We start from the raw sequence: 15,611 nt of genomic DNA, 5'->3' as shown, positions 1-15,611 counted from the left end.
CCGCGCGTGGACAACCAGTTGAAGCGCACGCTCGGGGTGTCCGACGCCGTCGTCGTCGGACTCGGCGCGATGATCGGCGCCGGCATCTTCGCCGCCCTCGCCCCGGCGGCCCGCGCGGCGGGCGGGGCGCTCCTCGCCGCTCTCGCCCTGGCGGCGCTGGTGGCCTACTGCAACGCGCACTCCTCGGCGCGGCTCGCCGCCCGGTACCCGGCCTCCGGCGGCACGTACGTCTACGGGCGCGAGCGGCTCGGGCCCTTCTGGGGATATCTGGCCGGCTGGGGCTTCGTGGTCGGCAAGACGGCCTCCTGCGCGGCGATGGCGCTGACGGTCGGCGCGTACGCCTGGCCCGGGCAGCAGCACGCGGTGGCCGTCGCGGCGGTGGTGGCGCTGACCGCCGCGAACTACGGGGGCGTGCAGAAGTCCGCCCGGATCGCCCGGCTGATCGTGGCGGTGGTGCTGGCGGTGCTGGCCGGGGTGGTCGTGGCGTGCCTGTCCTCGGACGCCGCCGACGCCGGGCGGCTGGGCACCGCGGACTGGGGGGCGCCCGGGCTGTTGCAGGGGGCGGGCCTGCTGTTCTTCGCCTTCGCGGGCTACGCCCGGATCACCACCCTGGGCGAGGAGGTGCGCGACCCGGAGCGGACGATCCCGCGGGCGGTGCCGCTGGCGCTGGGGATCGCGCTGCTGGTGTACGCCCTGGTGGCGGTTGCGGCGCTGTCGGTGCTCGGCGCCGACGGGCTGGCGGGGGCGGCGGCCCCGCTCGCCGACGCGGTCCGGGCGGCCGGGTGGCCCGGACTGACCCCGGTCGTCCGGGTGGGCGCGGCCCTGGCCGCGCTGGGCTCGCTGCTCGCCCTCGTCCTCGGGGTCTCGCGGACCACGCTGGCGATGGCCCGGGACGGCCATCTCCCCCGCTTGCTGGCCGCCGTACACCCCCGGCGCCGGGTTCCGCACCATGCGGAGCTCGCCGTGGGCGCGGTGGTGGCGGTGCTCGCGGCCACCACCGATCTGCGGGGCGCGATCGGCTTCTCCTCCTTCGGAGTGCTGGTCTACTACGCGATCGCGAACGCCTCCGCGTGGACTCTCGGTTCAGGTGTCAAGGGACGGGCCGTGGCAGCGGTCGGGCTGTCCGGCTGTGTGGTGCTGGCCTGCTCGCTGCCCCTCGCGTCGGCGGTCGCGGGGGCGGGCGTACTGGCGCTGGGCGCGCTGGTCTACGGGGTGCGCGGGTGGATCAGATCCGGGACCTGAACTCGGTCCAGGCGACCAGCTCCAGCTCGATCTCCTCGCCCAGGGCCGACTCCTCGCAGAACCAGGCGGTGCCGTCCAGCCAGCCGCGGAGCCAGCCCGCGAGGCCCGGGGCGTCGATGGACCAGGCGAGGTCCGGTTCCCCGGGGTTGGGGTCGAACAGCAGGACCTGGGCGTTCTCGGAGCGGCAGTCCACGCAGGCGTACATGCCGCAGCCGAAGTCGGCTACGGGCAGCACGCCCTCCGGCCAGCGCCATCCGGACGCGCGCTGCGCCCCGTAGGTCCGGACCGCCTGCCCCAGCGGCAGCAGTCCTTGCCCGGGGCCGAATCCGCCGTCGCCGACGCGGGTGTGGAGCGCGGCGAGCAGCGGCGGCAGGGCGAAGCCGAGTATGCCCTCGGCCCGGGCGATCTCCTCGCGGCCCAGCGGCGCGGGCCGGGCCCTTCCGTGCGCGCGCACGGAGGTGCGTACGCGGTCTGCGACTTGCTCCGGCAACTGCTCGGTCTCGTTCATGCGTTCATGGTGGCGCACCCCACCGACAGTCCGCTCAGCCTGTGGAAAACTCCGTCGGCGACGAGGTCAGCGGGAGGCGAACGGAGCGTCCGTGGGGACGATTTCGCGGCCCAGCGGGAGCAGCGAGAGCGGGACCATCTTGAAGTTGGCGATGCCGAACGGGATGCCGATGATCGTGACGCACAGCGCGATGCCGGTGAAGATGTGGCCGAGGGCCAGCCACCAGCCCGCGAGGACCAGCCACAGGACGTTGCCGATGGCGGATCCGGCCCCCGAGTCACGGCGCTCGACGGCGGTGTAGCCGAACGGCCAGAGGGCGTACACCGCGATGCGGAAGGCGGCGATGCCGAAGGGGATGCCGATGATGGTGACGCAGAGCAGCACGCCCGCGAGGCAGTAGCCGAGGAACAGCCAGATGCCGCTGAGGATGAGCCATATGACGTTCAGGATTGTCTTCACTGCCTACGGCCTGCCATCTGTTCGAGCCGGGCGATGCGCTCGGCCATCGGAGGGTGTGTGGAGAACATCTTAGAAAGGCCCTGACCCGGACGGAACGGGTTCGCGATCATCATGTGGCTGGCGGTCTCCAGCCGGGGCTCCGGGGGCAGCGGGAGCTGCTTGGTGCCCGCGTCGAGCTTGCGCAGGGCGCTGGCCAGGGCGAGCGGGTCGCCGGTGAGCTGGGCGCCGGAGGCGTCGGCCTCGTACTCGCGCGAGCGGCTGACGGCCAGCTGGATCACGGAGGCGGCCAGGGGGCCGAGGATCATGATGAGCAGCATCCCGAAGAGGCCCGGCCCTTCGTCGTCGCTCGATCGACCGACCGGTATCAGCCAGGCGAAGTTCACGAGGAACATGATCACCGAGGCGAGTGCGCCGGCGACCGACGAGATCAGGATGTCGCGGTTGTAGACGTGGCTGAGCTCGTGGCCGATGACCCCGCGCAGTTCGCGCTCGTCGAGGATGCGCAGGATGCCCTCGGTGCAGCAGACCGCCGCGTTGCGCGGGTTGCGGCCGGTGGCGAAGGCGTTGGGGGCCTCGGTGGGTGAGATGTAGAGACGGGGCATGGGCTGGCGAGCGGAGGTGGAGAGCTCGCGCACCATGCGGTAGAGCTCGGGGGCCTCGAACTCGCTGACGGGTCGGGCGCGCATCGCGCGTAGAGCCAGCTTGTCGCTGTTCCAGTACGCGTACGCGTTCGTCCCGAGGGCGATGACGACGGCGACGATCAGGCCGCCCCGGCCGAAGAAGCTCCCGATGAGGATGATGAGTGCCGACAGACCGCCGAGGAGTACGGCGGTCTTCAGCCCGTTGTGCCGGCGGTGCACGGTACGCCCTCCTAGTGGTGCGGCAGGGGGACCCGAAGCGAGGGTCTACGGTCCAGTGGACCCTCCCTTCCTGGTCAACGCGAGGTGGGCGCGTCTGGTTCCCAGGGCACACGGGGCCGCCGCCCCTGCGGCCGGGGCGGCGGGGCGGCGGCGGGCGTTGCTCCGTACGGGTGGTGCGTGCGGGATGCGCGTACGGGCTCGTGGCGTGCGGGATGCGCGTACGGGCTCGTGGCGTACGGGATGCGCGTACGGGCTCGTGGCGTACGGGATGCGCGTACCCCCCGTCCCCGCGCGGGGACGGGGGGTGGAGCTCACTGCGGGAAGAGGCTGCCCGTCGCGAAGCGCAGGACCAGCTGCGGGGCGCCCGAGAGGACGACGGCCGTGACGGCGGTGACGGCGATGGCCGCCGTGACCGGCCAGGGGGCCTTCGCGAGAATCCGGCCCTCCGTGCCGCCTTCGGCGCCCTCGACGGCCTCCGGCGTGCGGAAGAGCAGCGCGGTCCACCGCAGGTAGTAGTAGAGGGCGATGACGACGTTGACGGCCATGACCACGGCCAGCCAGCCCAGGCCCGCGTCGACCGCGGACCGGAAGACGGTGACCTTGGCGAAGAGGCCGATGATGCCCGGCGGCAGACCGGCCAGGCAGAGCAGGAAGAAGGCCAGCGAGAGCGCGGCCGCCGGGCGCTGCGCGTACAGGCCCCGGTAGTCGCTGATCCGGTGCAGCGGCTTGGTGCGGGCGACCAGGGCGGCCACGGCGAAGGCGCCCAGGTTCACGGCGGCGTACATGAGGGCGTAGGCGACCGTGGAGCCGATCTGGTCGCGCTCGGAGTACGCGGCCGCGGCGATCGGGACCAGCAGGTAGCCTGCCTGGCCGACCGAGGACCAGGCGAGCAGCCGTACGGCGCTGTTCGGGCGGTCGGCGGACTGGCGCAGGGCGGCGGCGTTGCCGAGGGTCATGGTGAGCGCGGCCAGGACGGCCAGTGCGGGGCCCCAGATGTCGGAGTACGCGGGGAAGGCGATCACCGTGACGAGGATGAGGCCGGTGAATCCGACGGCCTTGCCGATCACCGAGAGGTAGCCGGCGATGGGCAGCGGGGCGCCGACGTAGGTGTCGGGGACCCAGAAGTGGAAGGGGACGGCCGCCGTCTTGAAGGCGAAGCCGACGAGGGTGAGCGCGACGCCGGCCATGGCGAGGGTGTCGAGCTGTCCGGGGACGTCTTCGAGGCGGTCGGCGACCTGGGTGAGGTGCATGGAGCCGGTGGCGGCGTAGACGAAGCTGACGCCCATCAGCGACACGGCGGTGGCGGTGACGGAGGAGAGGAAGAACTTGAGGGCGGCCTCGGAGGAGAGCCGGTCGCCGCGGCGCATGCCGACGAGGGCGAAGGCGGGCAGCGAGGCCACCTCGAGGGCGACGATCAGGGTGGCGAGGTCGCGGGAGGCGGGCAGCAGGGCGGCGCCGGCGGCGGAGGAGAGCAGCAGGAACCAGTACTCGCCGGCGGGCAGGCGCGTGTCGCGGACGGCGGTGACCGACAGCAGGGCGGTGACCAGGGCGCCGGCCAGGACCAGGAACTGCACGACGAGCGTGAAGTGGTCCGCGGTGTAGCTGCAGGCGCCCGGGTCGCTGAGGAGGCAGAAGGTGCTGCGGTCGCCGGCGCGCAGCGGCAGCAGGGAGGCCGTCGCGACCGCGAGGCCGGCGACGGAGATCCAGCCGAGGGCGGGCTTGGCGCGCTCGGGTACGAAGAGGTCGGCGACCAGGACCGCCAGGCCGACGGCGGCGGTGATCACGACCGGCGCGATGGCGAGCCAGTCGACGGACTGGACCAGGCTGGGGGTGTCGGCGGCCAGGACCGTGAGGGCCGTCATGCGTTGCCTCCTGCGAGGAGCTTCTGGACGGCCGGGTCGGTGAGGCCGAGGAGGACCGCGGGCCACAGGCCGGCGAGGACGGTGAGGGCGGCGAGCGGGGTCCAGGCGGCGAACTCGTAGCGCTGGATGTCCGCGACGGCGAGCTCCGGGCCGGCCTTCGGGTCGCCCATGCAGACGCGTCGTACGACGATCAGCAGGTAGGCGGCGGTGAGCAGGGTGCCGAACGCGCCGAGGGCCGTGTAGGTGAGGAAGGCGGGGCGGGAGAGCCCCTCGGCGGGGTCGAACGCGCCGAGGAGGGCCAGCATCTCGCCCCAGAACCCGGCGAGGCCGGGCAGGCCCAGGGAGGCGACGGCGGCGAAGGCGAGGAGGGCGCCGAGGCGGGGGGCGCGGCCGTAGAGGGCGGCGCCGGTGGCCCCGGCGAGGGTGTCGAGGTCGGCGGTGCCGTAGCGGTCCTTGAGGGCGCCGACCAGGAAGAAGAGCAGGCCGGTGATCAGGCCGTGGGCGATGTTGGCGAAGAGCGCGCCGTTGACGCCGGTGGGGGTCATGGACGCGATGCCGAGGAGCACGAAGCCCATGTGGCCGACGGAGGAGTAGGCGATGAGGCGCTTGAGGTCGCCCTTGCTGCCCTTGCGGGCGAGCGCGAGGCAGGCGAGGGATCCGTAGACGATGCCGATGGCGGCGAGCGCGCCCAGGTAGGGGGCGAAGGTGGCCATGCCGTCGGGGGTGACGGGGAGCAGGATGCGGACGAACCCGTACGTGCCCATCTTGAGCAGGACGCCGGCCAGCAGGACGGAGCCGACGGTGGGGGCGGCGGTGTGGGCGTCCGGGAGCCAGCTGTGCAGGGGCCACATCGGGGTCTTCACGGCGAGGCCGATGCCGATGGCGAGGACGGCCAGGAGCTGGGTGGTGTGGGTGAGTTCGCGGCCGTTGTCAGTGGCGAGTGCCACCATGTCGAAGGTGCCGCTCTTCAGTCCGATGAGCAGCAGACCGAGCAGCATGACGACGGAGCCGAGGAGGGTGTAGAGGATGAACTTCCAGGCGGCGGCCTGCCGCTGAGCACCGCCCCAGCGGGCGATGAGGAAGTACATCGGGATGAGGACCATCTCGAAGGCGAGGAAGAAGAGCAGCAGGTCGAGGACGGCGAAGGTCGCGAGGGTGCCGGACTCGAGGACGAGCAGCAGGGCGACGAAGGCCTTCGGGGAGGGGCCTTCGGGGAGCTTGAAGTAGCTGTAGAGCGCGCACAGGAAGAACAGCAGCGCGGTCATCAGGAGGAGGGGGAGCGAGATGCCGTCGATGCCGAGGTGGATCCGGACGTTCAGCGCCTGGATCCAGCTGATGTCCGTCGTCGCCTGGAAGCGGGACGGGGCGTCGTGGTCGAAGCCCAGGGTGAGGGCGATCGCCGCGGCGAGGATGACGCCGGTGACGGTCACGCCGTGGCGGAGCACGGCCTGTTCGGGGCTGCGGCCCTTGAGCCCGGGCGGGGGCGGCAGGAGCGCCGCGGCCGCGCCGAGGAGCGGTGCGGCCACGATGAACGCCAGAAGGAACTGCATCACGGACGGGCTGATATCAATCACGGCTGACTCACGGCTCACGATCCGGCGTTGACGTTGGCGAGGACGGCGGTGGCGATCGCCAGGACCACGGCGCCGGCGAGCAGGGCGCTCAGGTAGCTCTGCACGTTGCCGGTCTGGGCGCGGCGTACGAGGGTGCCGAGCAGGCGGGTGCCGCCGCCCGCGCCGCGGACGTACGTGTCCACGACCTCGCGGTCGAGGAAGCGGACCAGGCCGGCGGCCGCGCGGACGGGGCGGACGAACAGCCGGTCGTAGACGGCGTCGAGGTGGAAGCCGTCTGCCGCGTGGCGGTGCAGCGGGCCGAGGAACGCCTTGCCGGGGTCGGGGGCGGAGCCGGCCGGGACGGCGGGGTGGTCGTGGGTGACCTCGGCGACCTCGGGGGTCTCGGCGGCGGATTCCGCGGCGGCGACGGAGGCGGACGGGCCGGCTCCGTATCCGGCGGCGACGGCCTGCGCCGTGGCGCGCTGCCACAGGGCGTAGGTGAGCACCCCGCCGACGACGGCGGCGCCGGTGCCGAGGAGCGAGGTGGTCAGGGTCGGGGTGAGTTCCCTGCCGTCGAACCAGTCGGCCAGGGGGCCCGCAGCCAGACCGAAAGCGAGGGACGGGATCGCCAGCAGCCACAGCACGCCGGTCATGGCGACGGGCTCCTTGCCGTGGTCGGGGGCGGCGGCGCCCCGGCCGCGGAAGGCCATCAGCCACAGCCGGGTGGCGTAGGCGGCGGTGAGCAGGGCGGTCAGCAGGCCGGCGGTCAGGACCAGCCAGCCGGCGGCGCCGGGGGCGGACTCCGAGTGGCCGGTGGCGGTGTGCTCGGCGGCCACGAGGACGGCTTCCTTGGAGAAGAAGCCGGCGAACGGCGGGATCGCGGCGAGCGCGAGCAGCGCGATCGTCATCGTCCAGAAGGCGTCGGGGACGCGCTTGGCCAGGCCGTCCATACGGGACATGGCGGCCAGGGAGTTCGTACCGGCGGCGTGGATGATCACGCCCGCGCCGAGGAACAGGAGCGCCTTGAAGGCGCCGTGGGACAGGAGGTGGAAGACGGCGGCACCGCGGTCGCCGACGGCCAGGGCCCCGGTCATGTAGCCGAGCTGGCCGACCGTGGAGTAGGCGAGCACCCGCTTGATGTCGTCCTGAGCCAGGGCGGCGAGGGCGGAGCCGACCATCGTGACGGCCGCCATGGCGGCCATGACCACCAGCGCGGCGCGGGAGGCCGCGAAGACGGGGAGGAGGCGGGCGATGAAGTAGACACCGGCGGCGACCATCGTCGCGGCGTGGATCAGCGCGGAGACCGGGGTGGGGCCCGCCATGGCGTCGGGGAGCCAGGTGTGCAGCGGGAACTGCGCGGACTTGCCCGCGACGCCGGCGAGCAGCAGCAGGGCGATCAGCGTCGGGTGGTCGAGCCCGCCCGCGGCGACGGTGCCGAGGATCTTGGTGATCCGGAAGGAGCCGGCGTCGGTGGCGAGCGCGAACAGGCCGATCAGGAAGGGGACGTCGCCGAGCTTGGTGACGAGGAAGGCCTTCAGGGAGGCGGACCGGGCCGCCTCGGTCTCCCAGTAGTGGCCGACGAGGAAGTACGAGCAGATGCCCATGACCTCCCAGCCGACCAGCAGCACCATCAGGTCGCCGGAGTAGACGACGAGCAGCATGGCGGAGGTGAACAGTGAGACCAGAGCGGCATACGACGGGTAGCGCGGGTCGTCGCGGAGGTACGCCGTCGAGTAGAGCTGTACGCACGTGGCGACGACTCCGACCAGGACGGCGACCAGCACGGCGAAGCCGTCCAGGTGGAGCGACAGCTCGATCGGCACCGAGCCGGTCGGGGTCAGTTCGGTCGCGGTGTCGATCGCCTTGCCTCCGCCGTGGCGGACGGCGACGAGGACGGCCAGTACGGCGGCGCCCAGCGTCGGCAGGATGGCGAGCGGCCGGACGAAGCCGGGGGCGGTGCGGCCGAAGAGCAGTCCCGCGACCGCGCCCAGGAAGGGCAGGACGGGGACCAGGACGGCGAGGGTCGTGGTGCTCACGCGGTGACCTCGCTCTGATCGTTCAAGGTGGGCTCGTGGCCCTCGGCGGTGTCGCGGAGCCGGTCTACGTCCGAGGTGCCCCGGTTGCGGTACACCATCAGCACGATCGCGAGACCGATGCCGATCTCGGCGGCGGCGATGGCGATGGTGAAGAGGGTGAGGGCCTGGCCGGCGTGCAGGGTGTCGCGCAGCCAGACGTCGAAGGCCACCAGGTTGAGGTTGACGGCGTTGAGCATCAGCTCGACGGACATCAGGACCAGGATGGCGTTGCGGCGGGCGAGCACTCCGTACAGGCCCGTGCAGAAGAGCAGCGCCGCGAGGACGGCGGGGTAGGCGAGGTGCATCAGTGCTGCCCCTTGTCACTGGCGACGCCGTCTTCGGCGGGAGTGTTCCTGCGTGACAGCACGATGGCGCCGATCAGGGCGGCGAGGAGGAGGACGGAGAGCGCCTCGAAGGGCAGCACCCAGTGCTGGAAGAGCATCTCGCCGGAGACCTTCGTGGAGCCCTGGACCGGGCCGTCGAGGTCGATCCAGGTCGTGCGGAAGGCGTCGACGACGACCCAGACGAGGGAGACGGCGGCGACGACGGCGACGGCGAGGGCGATCCGGCGGTTGCCGGAGTCGGCGTCCGGGGAGCGGCCGATGGGGGCCTTGGTGAGCATCAGCCCGAAGAGGAGGAGGACGACCACGGAGCCGAGGTAGATCAGGACCTGGACCCAGGCGATGAACTCGGCGGTCAGCAGCAGGTACTCGACGGCGATGCCGCCGAGCGCGACGACCAGCCAGAGGGCGGCGTGCACGAGCTGCTTGGTGGTGACCGTGACGAGGGCCGCGCCGAGGGTGGCGAGGCCGACGAGGACGAAGGCGATCTCGACGCCGGTCGGGGAGAGGAAACCCTGGCCTCCGGCCGCGGCGAGAGTGGCGGCGGGACTCACGCGTCTGCCTCCGGGGTGGTCGGCGGCTGGGTGGCGGCGGCTCCGGCGGCTTCAGCAGCGGCGGCGGCTGCCGCTGCCGCGGCCTCGGCCTTCTCCACGGCCTTGCGCGCGGCGGCGATCTCCTTGGGCTCCTCGGCGGCCGGGTCCAGGGCGGGCGGAGCCGGGACGGTCCACATCCACTCGCGGAGCTTGTCGCGCTCGTGGGTCAGCTCGTGGATGTCGGTCTCCGCGTACTCGAACTCCGGTGACCAGAAGAGGGCGTCGAAGGGGCACACCTCGATGCAGATGCCGCAGTACATGCACAGGGAGAAGTCGATGGCGAAGCGGTCGAGGACGTTGCGGCTGCGCTCGCGGCCGCCGGGGGCGGCGGCCGGGACCGTCTCCTTGTGGGAGTCGATGTAGATGCACCAGTCGGGGCACTCGCGGGCGCAGAGCATGCAGACCGTGCAGTTCTCCTCGAACAGTCCGATGACCCCGCGGCTGCGCGGCGGCAGCTGGGGCTGGACCTCGGGGTACTGGGCGGTGTGCGAGCGCTTCGTCATGGTGCGCAGCGTGACCGCGAGGCCCTTGGCGAGGCCGGATCCGGGGATGGGCATTACTGGATCGCCACCTTCACGATGCCGGTGAGCGCGATCTGGGCGAGCGCGAGCGGGATGAGCGTGGTCCAGGCGAGCTTCTGGAGCTGGTCCTCGCGCAGGCGGGGGTACGTCACGCGGAGCCAGATCACGACGAAGGCGAGGATCGCGGTCTTGAGCAGGGTCCAGACCCAGCCGAGACCGTCGGCGCCGAAGGGGCCCTGCCAGCCGCCGAGGAAGAGGACGGTGGTGAGGGCGCACAGGACGACGATGCCGGCGTACTCGGCAAGGAGGAACAGGGCGAAGCGCAGGCCGGTGTACTCGGTGTACGCGCCGAAGATGATCTCGGAGTCGGCGACGGGCATGTCGAAGGGGGGCCGCTGGAGTTCGGCGAGGCCGGCGGTGAAGAAGACGAGCGCGCCGACGATCTGCCAGGGCAGCCACCACCACTCGAAGCTCTCGACGATGCCGGGGAGGGAGACCGTCCCGGCGGCCATGGCCACGGACGCGGCGGCCAGCAGCATCGGGAGCTCGTAGGCGAGCAGCTGGGCGGCGGTGCGGAGGCCGCCGAGCAGGGAGAACTTGTTCGCGGAGGCCCAGCCGGCCATGAGCGAGCCGAGGACTCCGACGCCCATGACGGCCAGCACGAAGAACACGCCGGCGTCGATGACCTGTCCGACGGCGCCCTCGCCGGGGCCGATCGGGATCGCGAGGAGGACGAGGAGGTACGGGAGCAGGGCGACGGCGGGGGCCAGCTGGAAGATCCGGCGGTCGGCGTTGGCCGGGACGATGTCTTCCTTCTGCGCGAACTTCACGCCGTCGGCGACGAGCTGGGCCCAGCCGTGGAAGCCGCCGGCGTACATCGGGCCGAGGCGGCCCTGCATGTGCGCCATCACCTTGTGCTCGGTCTGCCCGACGACGAGCGGGAGCACGAGGAAGACGGCGAAGACGATGATCAGCCGCAGGGCGACGTCGAGGACCTCGTTCACGCGTCTCCCTCCGGGGTGGTCGGCGGCTGCTGGGCGGCGCGGCGCGGGCGCGGCTGCCCGCCGGGGCCGGTGCGGGGCTGCGCCTGCGGCGCGGGCTGCGCCTGCGGCGCGGGCTCGGGCTGGGCCTGCGGCTCGGGCTGAGCCTCGGGCTCGGGCTCGGGCATCGGCGCGGGCTGAGCCTGCGGCTCGGCAACGGGGTCGGCCTGCGGGCCGGGCTGGGGCCGAGCCTGCGGCTCGGCGTCAGCCTGCTGCTCGGGCTCGGCCGCTGTCTCGGGCTTCGCCGACGGGGCGGGCACGGGCTCCGGCTTTGTCTGCGGCTCGGCAGCAGGATCGGCCTGCGGGCCGGGCTCCGGCTTCGCCTGGGGCGCGGGCTCGGGCTTCGCCTGCGGCGTCGGGTCGGGCTCGGCGTCCTGGAAAGCGGGCTTGGGGTTGTGCCAGGGGGCGTCGGGGCTGCTGGGGGCCCGGCGGGCGGCGGGCTGAGGCCCCGGAGCCGGGGTGGCCTGGCTGGCCGAGCCATCCGCGGCCGAGCGGGTGCGGCGCGGCGGGCGGGGCGGGGTCACCGGGGCATCCGAGGCCGCCTGAGCAGCCCGGGTCGCCGGCGTCGCCTGGGCGTCGTCCGAGGTCCCTGGGCTGACCGGGGTGACCGGGGTCCCCGGCGTCGCCTGGGCAGCCGGAGTCCCTGGGGTGTCCGGGGTTGCCGGGGTGTCCGGGGTCGCCGGGGTGACCGGCGTCCCCGGGGTGACCGGGAGCGCGGGAGCGGTCGGCTGGGGCGCGGCCGGGGTCGCCTGGCTGGCCGAGCCCTCCGAGGCCGAGCGGGTGCGGCGCGGCGAGCGGGGCGGGGTTGCCGGGGCGTCCGGAGTCGCCGGGGCAACCGGCGTCGCCTCGGGGGCCGGTGCGGCCTCCGGGGCCGTCGCCTGGCTGGCCGAGCCCTCCGCGGCCGAGCGGGTGCGGCGGGGCGGGGTTGCCGGGGCGTCCGGGGGCGTCGGGGCGTCGGGGCTCGGCTGGGGCGTTGCGGGGGTGGGCTGGGTGGCCGGGCCTTCGGTGGTCGCGCGGGTGCGGCGGGGCGGGGCGCCCTCGCGCGGGGGGCGGGCCGCCGCGCCCGCGGCGCGCGGGGTGCGGGCCGGCCGGGCGGGGGCCGGCGGGAGCTGGCCCTTCATCGGGCCCCAGTCGTTGGGGTCCGGGACGCCGGGCGGAAGCATCTGGCGGCGCTTGGGCGCGTCCGGGTCGTGGGCCTCGCCCGGCTCCTTGGCACCGGGCCAGGCCTTGGCGACCCGCGCGGCCAGGACGAAGTCCTTGCGCAGCGGGTGTCCTTCGAAGTTCTCCGGAAGGAGCAGGTGGACCAGGTGCGGGTGGTCGGTGAAGACGATCCCGAACATCTCGAACGTCTCGCGCTCGTGCCACTCGGCTCCCGCGTAGACGGCGACCGCCGAGGGGAGGGAGGGGGCGGTGTGCGGGACCGTCGTGCGCAGCAGGAGGCGGCGTACGCGGTGGTTCTCCAGCGAGACGACGTGCGCGCAGACCTGGAAGCCGGTGCCCGGCTCGTCGACCGCGCTCAGCCAGTCGAAGTACGTGCAGCCCAGCTTGTCCCGGGCGATCTCCAGGGCCGAGACCCAGGATCCGACCGGCACGTCGACGGTCAGGACGTCGTACGCCGACGAGCCCACGGCCTCTTCGCCGAAGACCGTGGCCGCCGCGTCGGGAAGGGAGTCGTAGAGGTTCACGCGCCGCTCCCGGGGGTCGGCGGGGGCGTGACCAGGCCGCTGGTGAGCTGTCCCACGGAAGGGCCCGCCGCATAGCGGTCCGCGAGCGACTCCCGAGCGATCTTCTCCTGGAGCTTGAGGATTCCCTGGAGCAGCGCCTCCGGGCGCGGCGGGCAGCCGGGTACGTAGACGTCGACCGGGATGATCTGGTCGACGCCCTTCGTCACCGAGTAGGAGTCCCAGTACGGGCCGCCGCAGTTGGAGCAGGCGCCGAAGGAGATGACGTACTTGGGCTCCGGCATCTGCTCGTAGAGCCGCTTGACGGCGGGCGCCATCTTGTCCGTGACGGTGCCCGAGACGATCATCAGGTCGGCCTGCCGGGGCCCCGGCGCGAAGGGGATCACGCCGAGCCGGATGAAGTCGTGACGGGCCATCGAGGCGGCGATGAACTCGATCGCGCAGCAGGCGAGGCCGAAGTTGAAGACCCACAGGCTGTACCGGCGGCCCCAGTTCAGGACCACCTTCATCGGCTCCGGGGCGAGCCGGGAGAGCACTCCCAGGCGCTTGGGTTCCGGGAGCAAGACGCCCTCGGTCGGCGTCACGGCCGGTGTCACGTCCATTCGAGGACGCCCTTCTTGTACGCATAGAGCAGGCCGACGGCCAGGAAGCCCAGGAAGATGAACATCTCGACCAGGGTCGTGGCGCCGTAACCGGCGGCGGCGAACACCGTCGCCCACGGGAACAGGAAGATCGAGTCGACGGCGAAGATGACGTAGAGGAACGCGTAGACGTAGTAGCGGACCTGGGTGTGCGCCCAGCCCTCGCCGACCGGGTCCACACCGCATTCGTACGTCAGCAGCTTCTCGGGGGTCGGGACCACGGGCCGCAGCAGGCGGCCGGCGCCGAACGCCACGGCCACGAAGAGCACACCGAGGAGGGCGAGCAGGCCGACGACCGAATAACTCCGGAAGTAGTCCGCCGCGAGCACGGTTACGGTCGATACCGTCGGTTCTGGCACGTCCGTTCCTCGCTCCTCGGTCACTGTCGATGATCTGGTACAGGCGGGAGTCTAGGGCCTGCCTCACACGGGGTGGGGTTATCCCCCGTTCACAGCCCCCCGGCCACCCCATGGCGTCCGGGGTCGGCCCTTGGCAGGCTGTGCCGCATGACCACGACCCATGACAGCCCCGACAACGACCGGCCGCCTCCCGTCCGCGCCGTCTTCAGCGCCGTGACGTGGAAGGAGATCGCCTATCTGGTGAGCAACCTGCCGTTGGCGGTGGTCGGTTTCGTCTACGCGGTGGTCATGGTCGCCGGAACGGGCGGTCTGTCCGTGACCGCGATCGGTCTTCCGCTGCTCGCATGCGGTCTGTGGGTGTCTCGTCAGTTGGGACGGCTGGACCGGGCACGGGCCCGGGCGCTCCTGGGCGTACGGGTGGACGAGCCGACGCCGATTCCCGGCCCGCGGCGGGCGGGCGGGTTCTTCTCCTGGCTGTGGACGAGCATCAAGGACCCGGTCGGCTGGCGGACGGTGCTGTACCAGCTGGTCCGGCTCCCGTGGGGAGTGCTCACCTTCACGGTAGCCCTGACCGGGCTGTTCGTGCTGTGGCCGGTGCTGCCGTATTTGGTACGGCTGCTCGCGAACGCGGACCGGGCGATGGTGCGGGGGCTCTTGTCGCCCTCCGACGGCCTGGAGCGGCGGATCGCGGAGCTGGAGTCGGACCGCGGGGTGGTCGTCGACACGGCGGCGGCCGACCTGCGGCGCATCGAGCGCGACCTGCACGACGGGGCGCAGGCGCGGCTGGTGGCGCTGGCGATGGGGCTGGGCCTGGCGAAGGAGAAGCTGCTGGAGGACCCGGAGGGCGCGGCGGCGATGGTCGGCGAGGCCCACGGGGAGGTGAAGCTGGCGCTCCAGGAGCTGCGGGACCTGGCGCGCGGGATCCATCCGGCGGTGCTGACCGACCGGGGGCTGGACGCGGCGCTGTCGTCGGTGGCGGCGCGGTGCGTGGTGCCGGTGAAGGTGGCGGTGGATCTGCCGGCGCGGCCGGCGGCCGCGATCGAGGGGATCGCGTACTTCGTGGTGTCGGAGCTGCTGCAGAACGTGAGCAAGCACGCGGGGGCCGCTGCGCGGGGCGCCAGCGTGGAGGTGTGGCGGGCCGGGGAGCGGCTGCTGATCCGGGTGTCGGACGACGGGCGCGGGGGTGCGGATGCCTCTCGGGGGTCGGGGATGGCGGGGCTCGCGGAGCGGTTGGGGGCGGTGGACGGGGTGTTCGTCGTGGATTCGCCGGTGGGGGGGGGGACCGGGGTCACGGCGGGGTTGCCGTGGCGGGGGGGGGAGTAGTCGGTCGGGGTTGGTTGGCTGCCGGCTTGTCGTGTTGCGGGCCCTTCGTCCGGGTGGGCGGGGGTCCCGTTTTGCGTGTGGGCTCGGGCCGTGGGGGGTGGTCGGGTGCGGCCCTGTGTCGGGGCTCCGCCCCGCGCCCCGCGCCTCAAACGCCGGGCGCGGCTGAAAGGGGCGGGCCGGGGGTCTGGGGAGGGAGCCGCAGCCGTCGGGCGGCTCGGGCCGTGGGGGTGGTCGGGTGCGGCGCCGTGTCGGGGCTCCGCCCCGCGCCCCGCGCCTCAAACGCCGGGCGCGGCGGAAAGGGGCGGGCCGGGGGTCTGGGGGGGGAGCCGCAGCCGTCGGGCGGCTCGGGCCGTGGGGGTGGTCGGGTGCGGCGCCGTGTCGGGGCTCCGCCCCGCGCCCCGCGCCTCAAGCGCCGGCTGGGCTGGAATGGCCGGCCCAAGGCTCCGAGGAGGGAGCGCCGAGCGGCTCGGGCCGTGGGGATGATCAGGCGCGGCGCCGCCGTCGGAGCTCCGGCCCGCGCCGCGCGCCTCAACGCCGGCGCGCTGGAATGGG

15 protein-coding genes are annotated in these 15,611 nt (G+C 73.2%); 2 read left to right on the top strand and 13 right to left on the bottom strand.

Annotation, left to right across the window (positions count from 1 at the left end; all coding sequences use genetic code 11):
• Nucleotides 1–6 precede the first annotated feature (6 nt).
• Nucleotides 7–1,242, top strand: a complete 1,236-nt coding sequence (locus tag BGK67_RS20730; protein ID WP_069921492.1) for an APC family permease — start codon at nt 7–9, stop codon at nt 1,240–1,242.
• Here BGK67_RS20730 and BGK67_RS20725 read toward each other — a convergent pair.
• From BGK67_RS20725 to BGK67_RS20665, 13 genes are all read right to left on the bottom strand, one after another.
• Nucleotides 1,226–1,750, bottom strand: coding sequence for an SMI1/KNR4 family protein (locus BGK67_RS20725; RefSeq protein ID WP_069921491.1), 525 nt, complete (start codon nt 1,748–1,750; stop codon nt 1,226–1,228). The genes BGK67_RS20730 and BGK67_RS20725 overlap by 17 nt on opposite strands.
• Nucleotides 1,751–1,816: 66 nt before the next feature.
• Nucleotides 1,817–2,209 carry a YccF domain-containing protein gene (locus BGK67_RS20720; RefSeq protein ID WP_069921490.1) on the bottom strand — a complete coding sequence of 131 codons (393 nt, stop codon included), beginning with the start codon at nt 2,207–2,209 and terminating at the stop codon, nt 1,817–1,819.
• Nucleotides 2,206–3,069: a zinc metalloprotease HtpX gene (gene htpX, locus BGK67_RS20715; protein ID WP_069921489.1), complete on the bottom strand. Its 864-nt coding sequence runs from the start codon at nt 3,067–3,069 to the stop codon at nt 2,206–2,208. The genes BGK67_RS20720 and htpX overlap by 4 nt, the downstream gene beginning before the upstream one ends.
• Before the next feature lie 311 nt (nt 3,070–3,380).
• Nucleotides 3,381–4,931, bottom strand: a complete 1,551-nt coding sequence (locus BGK67_RS20710) for an NADH-quinone oxidoreductase subunit N (protein ID WP_069921488.1) — start codon at nt 4,929–4,931, stop codon at nt 3,381–3,383.
• Nucleotides 4,928–6,481: a complex I subunit 4 family protein gene (locus BGK67_RS20705; protein ID WP_069921487.1), complete on the bottom strand. Its 1,554-nt coding sequence runs from the start codon at nt 6,479–6,481 to the stop codon at nt 4,928–4,930. The genes BGK67_RS20710 and BGK67_RS20705 overlap by 4 nt, the downstream gene beginning before the upstream one ends.
• A 38-nt stretch (nt 6,482–6,519) precedes the next feature.
• On the bottom strand, nt 6,520–8,520 hold the full coding sequence (locus tag BGK67_RS20700) for an NADH-quinone oxidoreductase subunit 5 family protein (protein WP_069921486.1): 2,001 nt from the start codon (nt 8,518–8,520) through the stop codon (nt 6,520–6,522).
• Nucleotides 8,517–8,864 (bottom strand): NADH-quinone oxidoreductase subunit NuoK, encoded by a 348-nt coding sequence (nuoK, locus tag BGK67_RS20695; protein WP_069921485.1) that lies wholly within the window; start codon nt 8,862–8,864, stop codon nt 8,517–8,519. Before nuoK ends, BGK67_RS20700 begins: the two co-directional genes overlap by 4 nt.
• On the bottom strand, nt 8,864–9,454 hold the full coding sequence (locus BGK67_RS20690; protein ID WP_069921484.1) for an NADH-quinone oxidoreductase subunit J family protein: 591 nt from the start codon (nt 9,452–9,454) through the stop codon (nt 8,864–8,866). Before BGK67_RS20690 ends, nuoK begins: the two co-directional genes overlap by 1 nt.
• A complete protein-coding gene (locus BGK67_RS20685; protein WP_069921483.1) occupies nt 9,451–10,050 on the bottom strand; it encodes a NuoI/complex I 23 kDa subunit family protein in 600 nt (199 codons plus the stop codon). The genes BGK67_RS20690 and BGK67_RS20685 overlap by 4 nt, the downstream gene beginning before the upstream one ends.
• Nucleotides 10,050–11,018, bottom strand: coding sequence for a complex I subunit 1/NuoH family protein (locus BGK67_RS20680; RefSeq protein ID WP_069921482.1), 969 nt, complete (start codon nt 11,016–11,018; stop codon nt 10,050–10,052). The genes BGK67_RS20685 and BGK67_RS20680 overlap by 1 nt, the downstream gene beginning before the upstream one ends.
• Nucleotides 11,015–12,739, bottom strand: coding sequence for an NADH-quinone oxidoreductase subunit C (locus tag BGK67_RS20675; RefSeq protein ID WP_069921481.1), 1,725 nt, complete (start codon nt 12,737–12,739; stop codon nt 11,015–11,017). Before BGK67_RS20675 ends, BGK67_RS20680 begins: the two co-directional genes overlap by 4 nt.
• Complete coding sequence (locus BGK67_RS20670; RefSeq protein WP_069921480.1) at nt 12,736–13,338, bottom strand: NADH-quinone oxidoreductase subunit B; 603 nt, start codon at nt 13,336–13,338, stop codon at nt 12,736–12,738. Before BGK67_RS20670 ends, BGK67_RS20675 begins: the two co-directional genes overlap by 4 nt.
• Nucleotides 13,329–13,736 (bottom strand): NADH-quinone oxidoreductase subunit A, encoded by a 408-nt coding sequence (locus tag BGK67_RS20665; RefSeq protein WP_069921479.1) that lies wholly within the window; start codon nt 13,734–13,736, stop codon nt 13,329–13,331. Before BGK67_RS20665 ends, BGK67_RS20670 begins: the two co-directional genes overlap by 10 nt.
• Nucleotides 13,737–13,883: 147 nt before the next feature.
• On the opposite strand from BGK67_RS20665, the gene BGK67_RS20660 reads away from it, so the two are divergent.
• Entirely contained in the window at nt 13,884–15,059 is a 1,176-nt protein-coding gene (locus BGK67_RS20660) for a sensor histidine kinase (RefSeq protein WP_069921478.1), read from the top strand.
• Nucleotides 15,060–15,611 lie beyond the last annotated feature (552 nt).

Origin of the sequence: Streptomyces subrutilus, assembly GCF_001746425.1 — a bacterium.
Lineage (GTDB): Bacteria > Actinomycetota > Actinomycetes > Streptomycetales > Streptomycetaceae > Streptomyces > Streptomyces subrutilus_A.
This window is presented reverse-complemented; position numbering and strand designations above follow the sequence as displayed.

Coding starts and splice junctions, on each gene's coding strand:
- BGK67_RS20660 (WP_069921478.1), top strand. CDS start 13,884: ATGACCACGACCCATGACAGCCCCGACAACGACCGGCCGCCTCCCGTC.
- BGK67_RS20685 (WP_069921483.1), bottom strand. CDS start 10,050: ATGCCCATCCCCGGATCCGGCCTCGCCAAGGGCCTCGCGGTCACGCTG.
- nuoK (WP_069921485.1), bottom strand. CDS start 8,864: ATGCACCTCGCCTACCCCGCCGTCCTCGCGGCGCTGCTCTTCTGCACG.
- BGK67_RS20710 (WP_069921488.1), bottom strand. CDS start 4,931: ATGACGGCCCTCACGGTCCTGGCCGCCGACACCCCCAGCCTGGTCCAG.
- BGK67_RS20705 (WP_069921487.1), bottom strand. CDS start 6,481: ATGCAGTTCCTTCTGGCGTTCATCGTGGCCGCACCGCTCCTCGGCGCG.
- BGK67_RS20725 (WP_069921491.1), bottom strand. CDS start 1,750: ATGAACGAGACCGAGCAGTTGCCGGAGCAAGTCGCAGACCGCGTACGC.
- BGK67_RS20670 (WP_069921480.1), bottom strand. CDS start 13,338: ATGGACGTGACACCGGCCGTGACGCCGACCGAGGGCGTCTTGCTCCCG.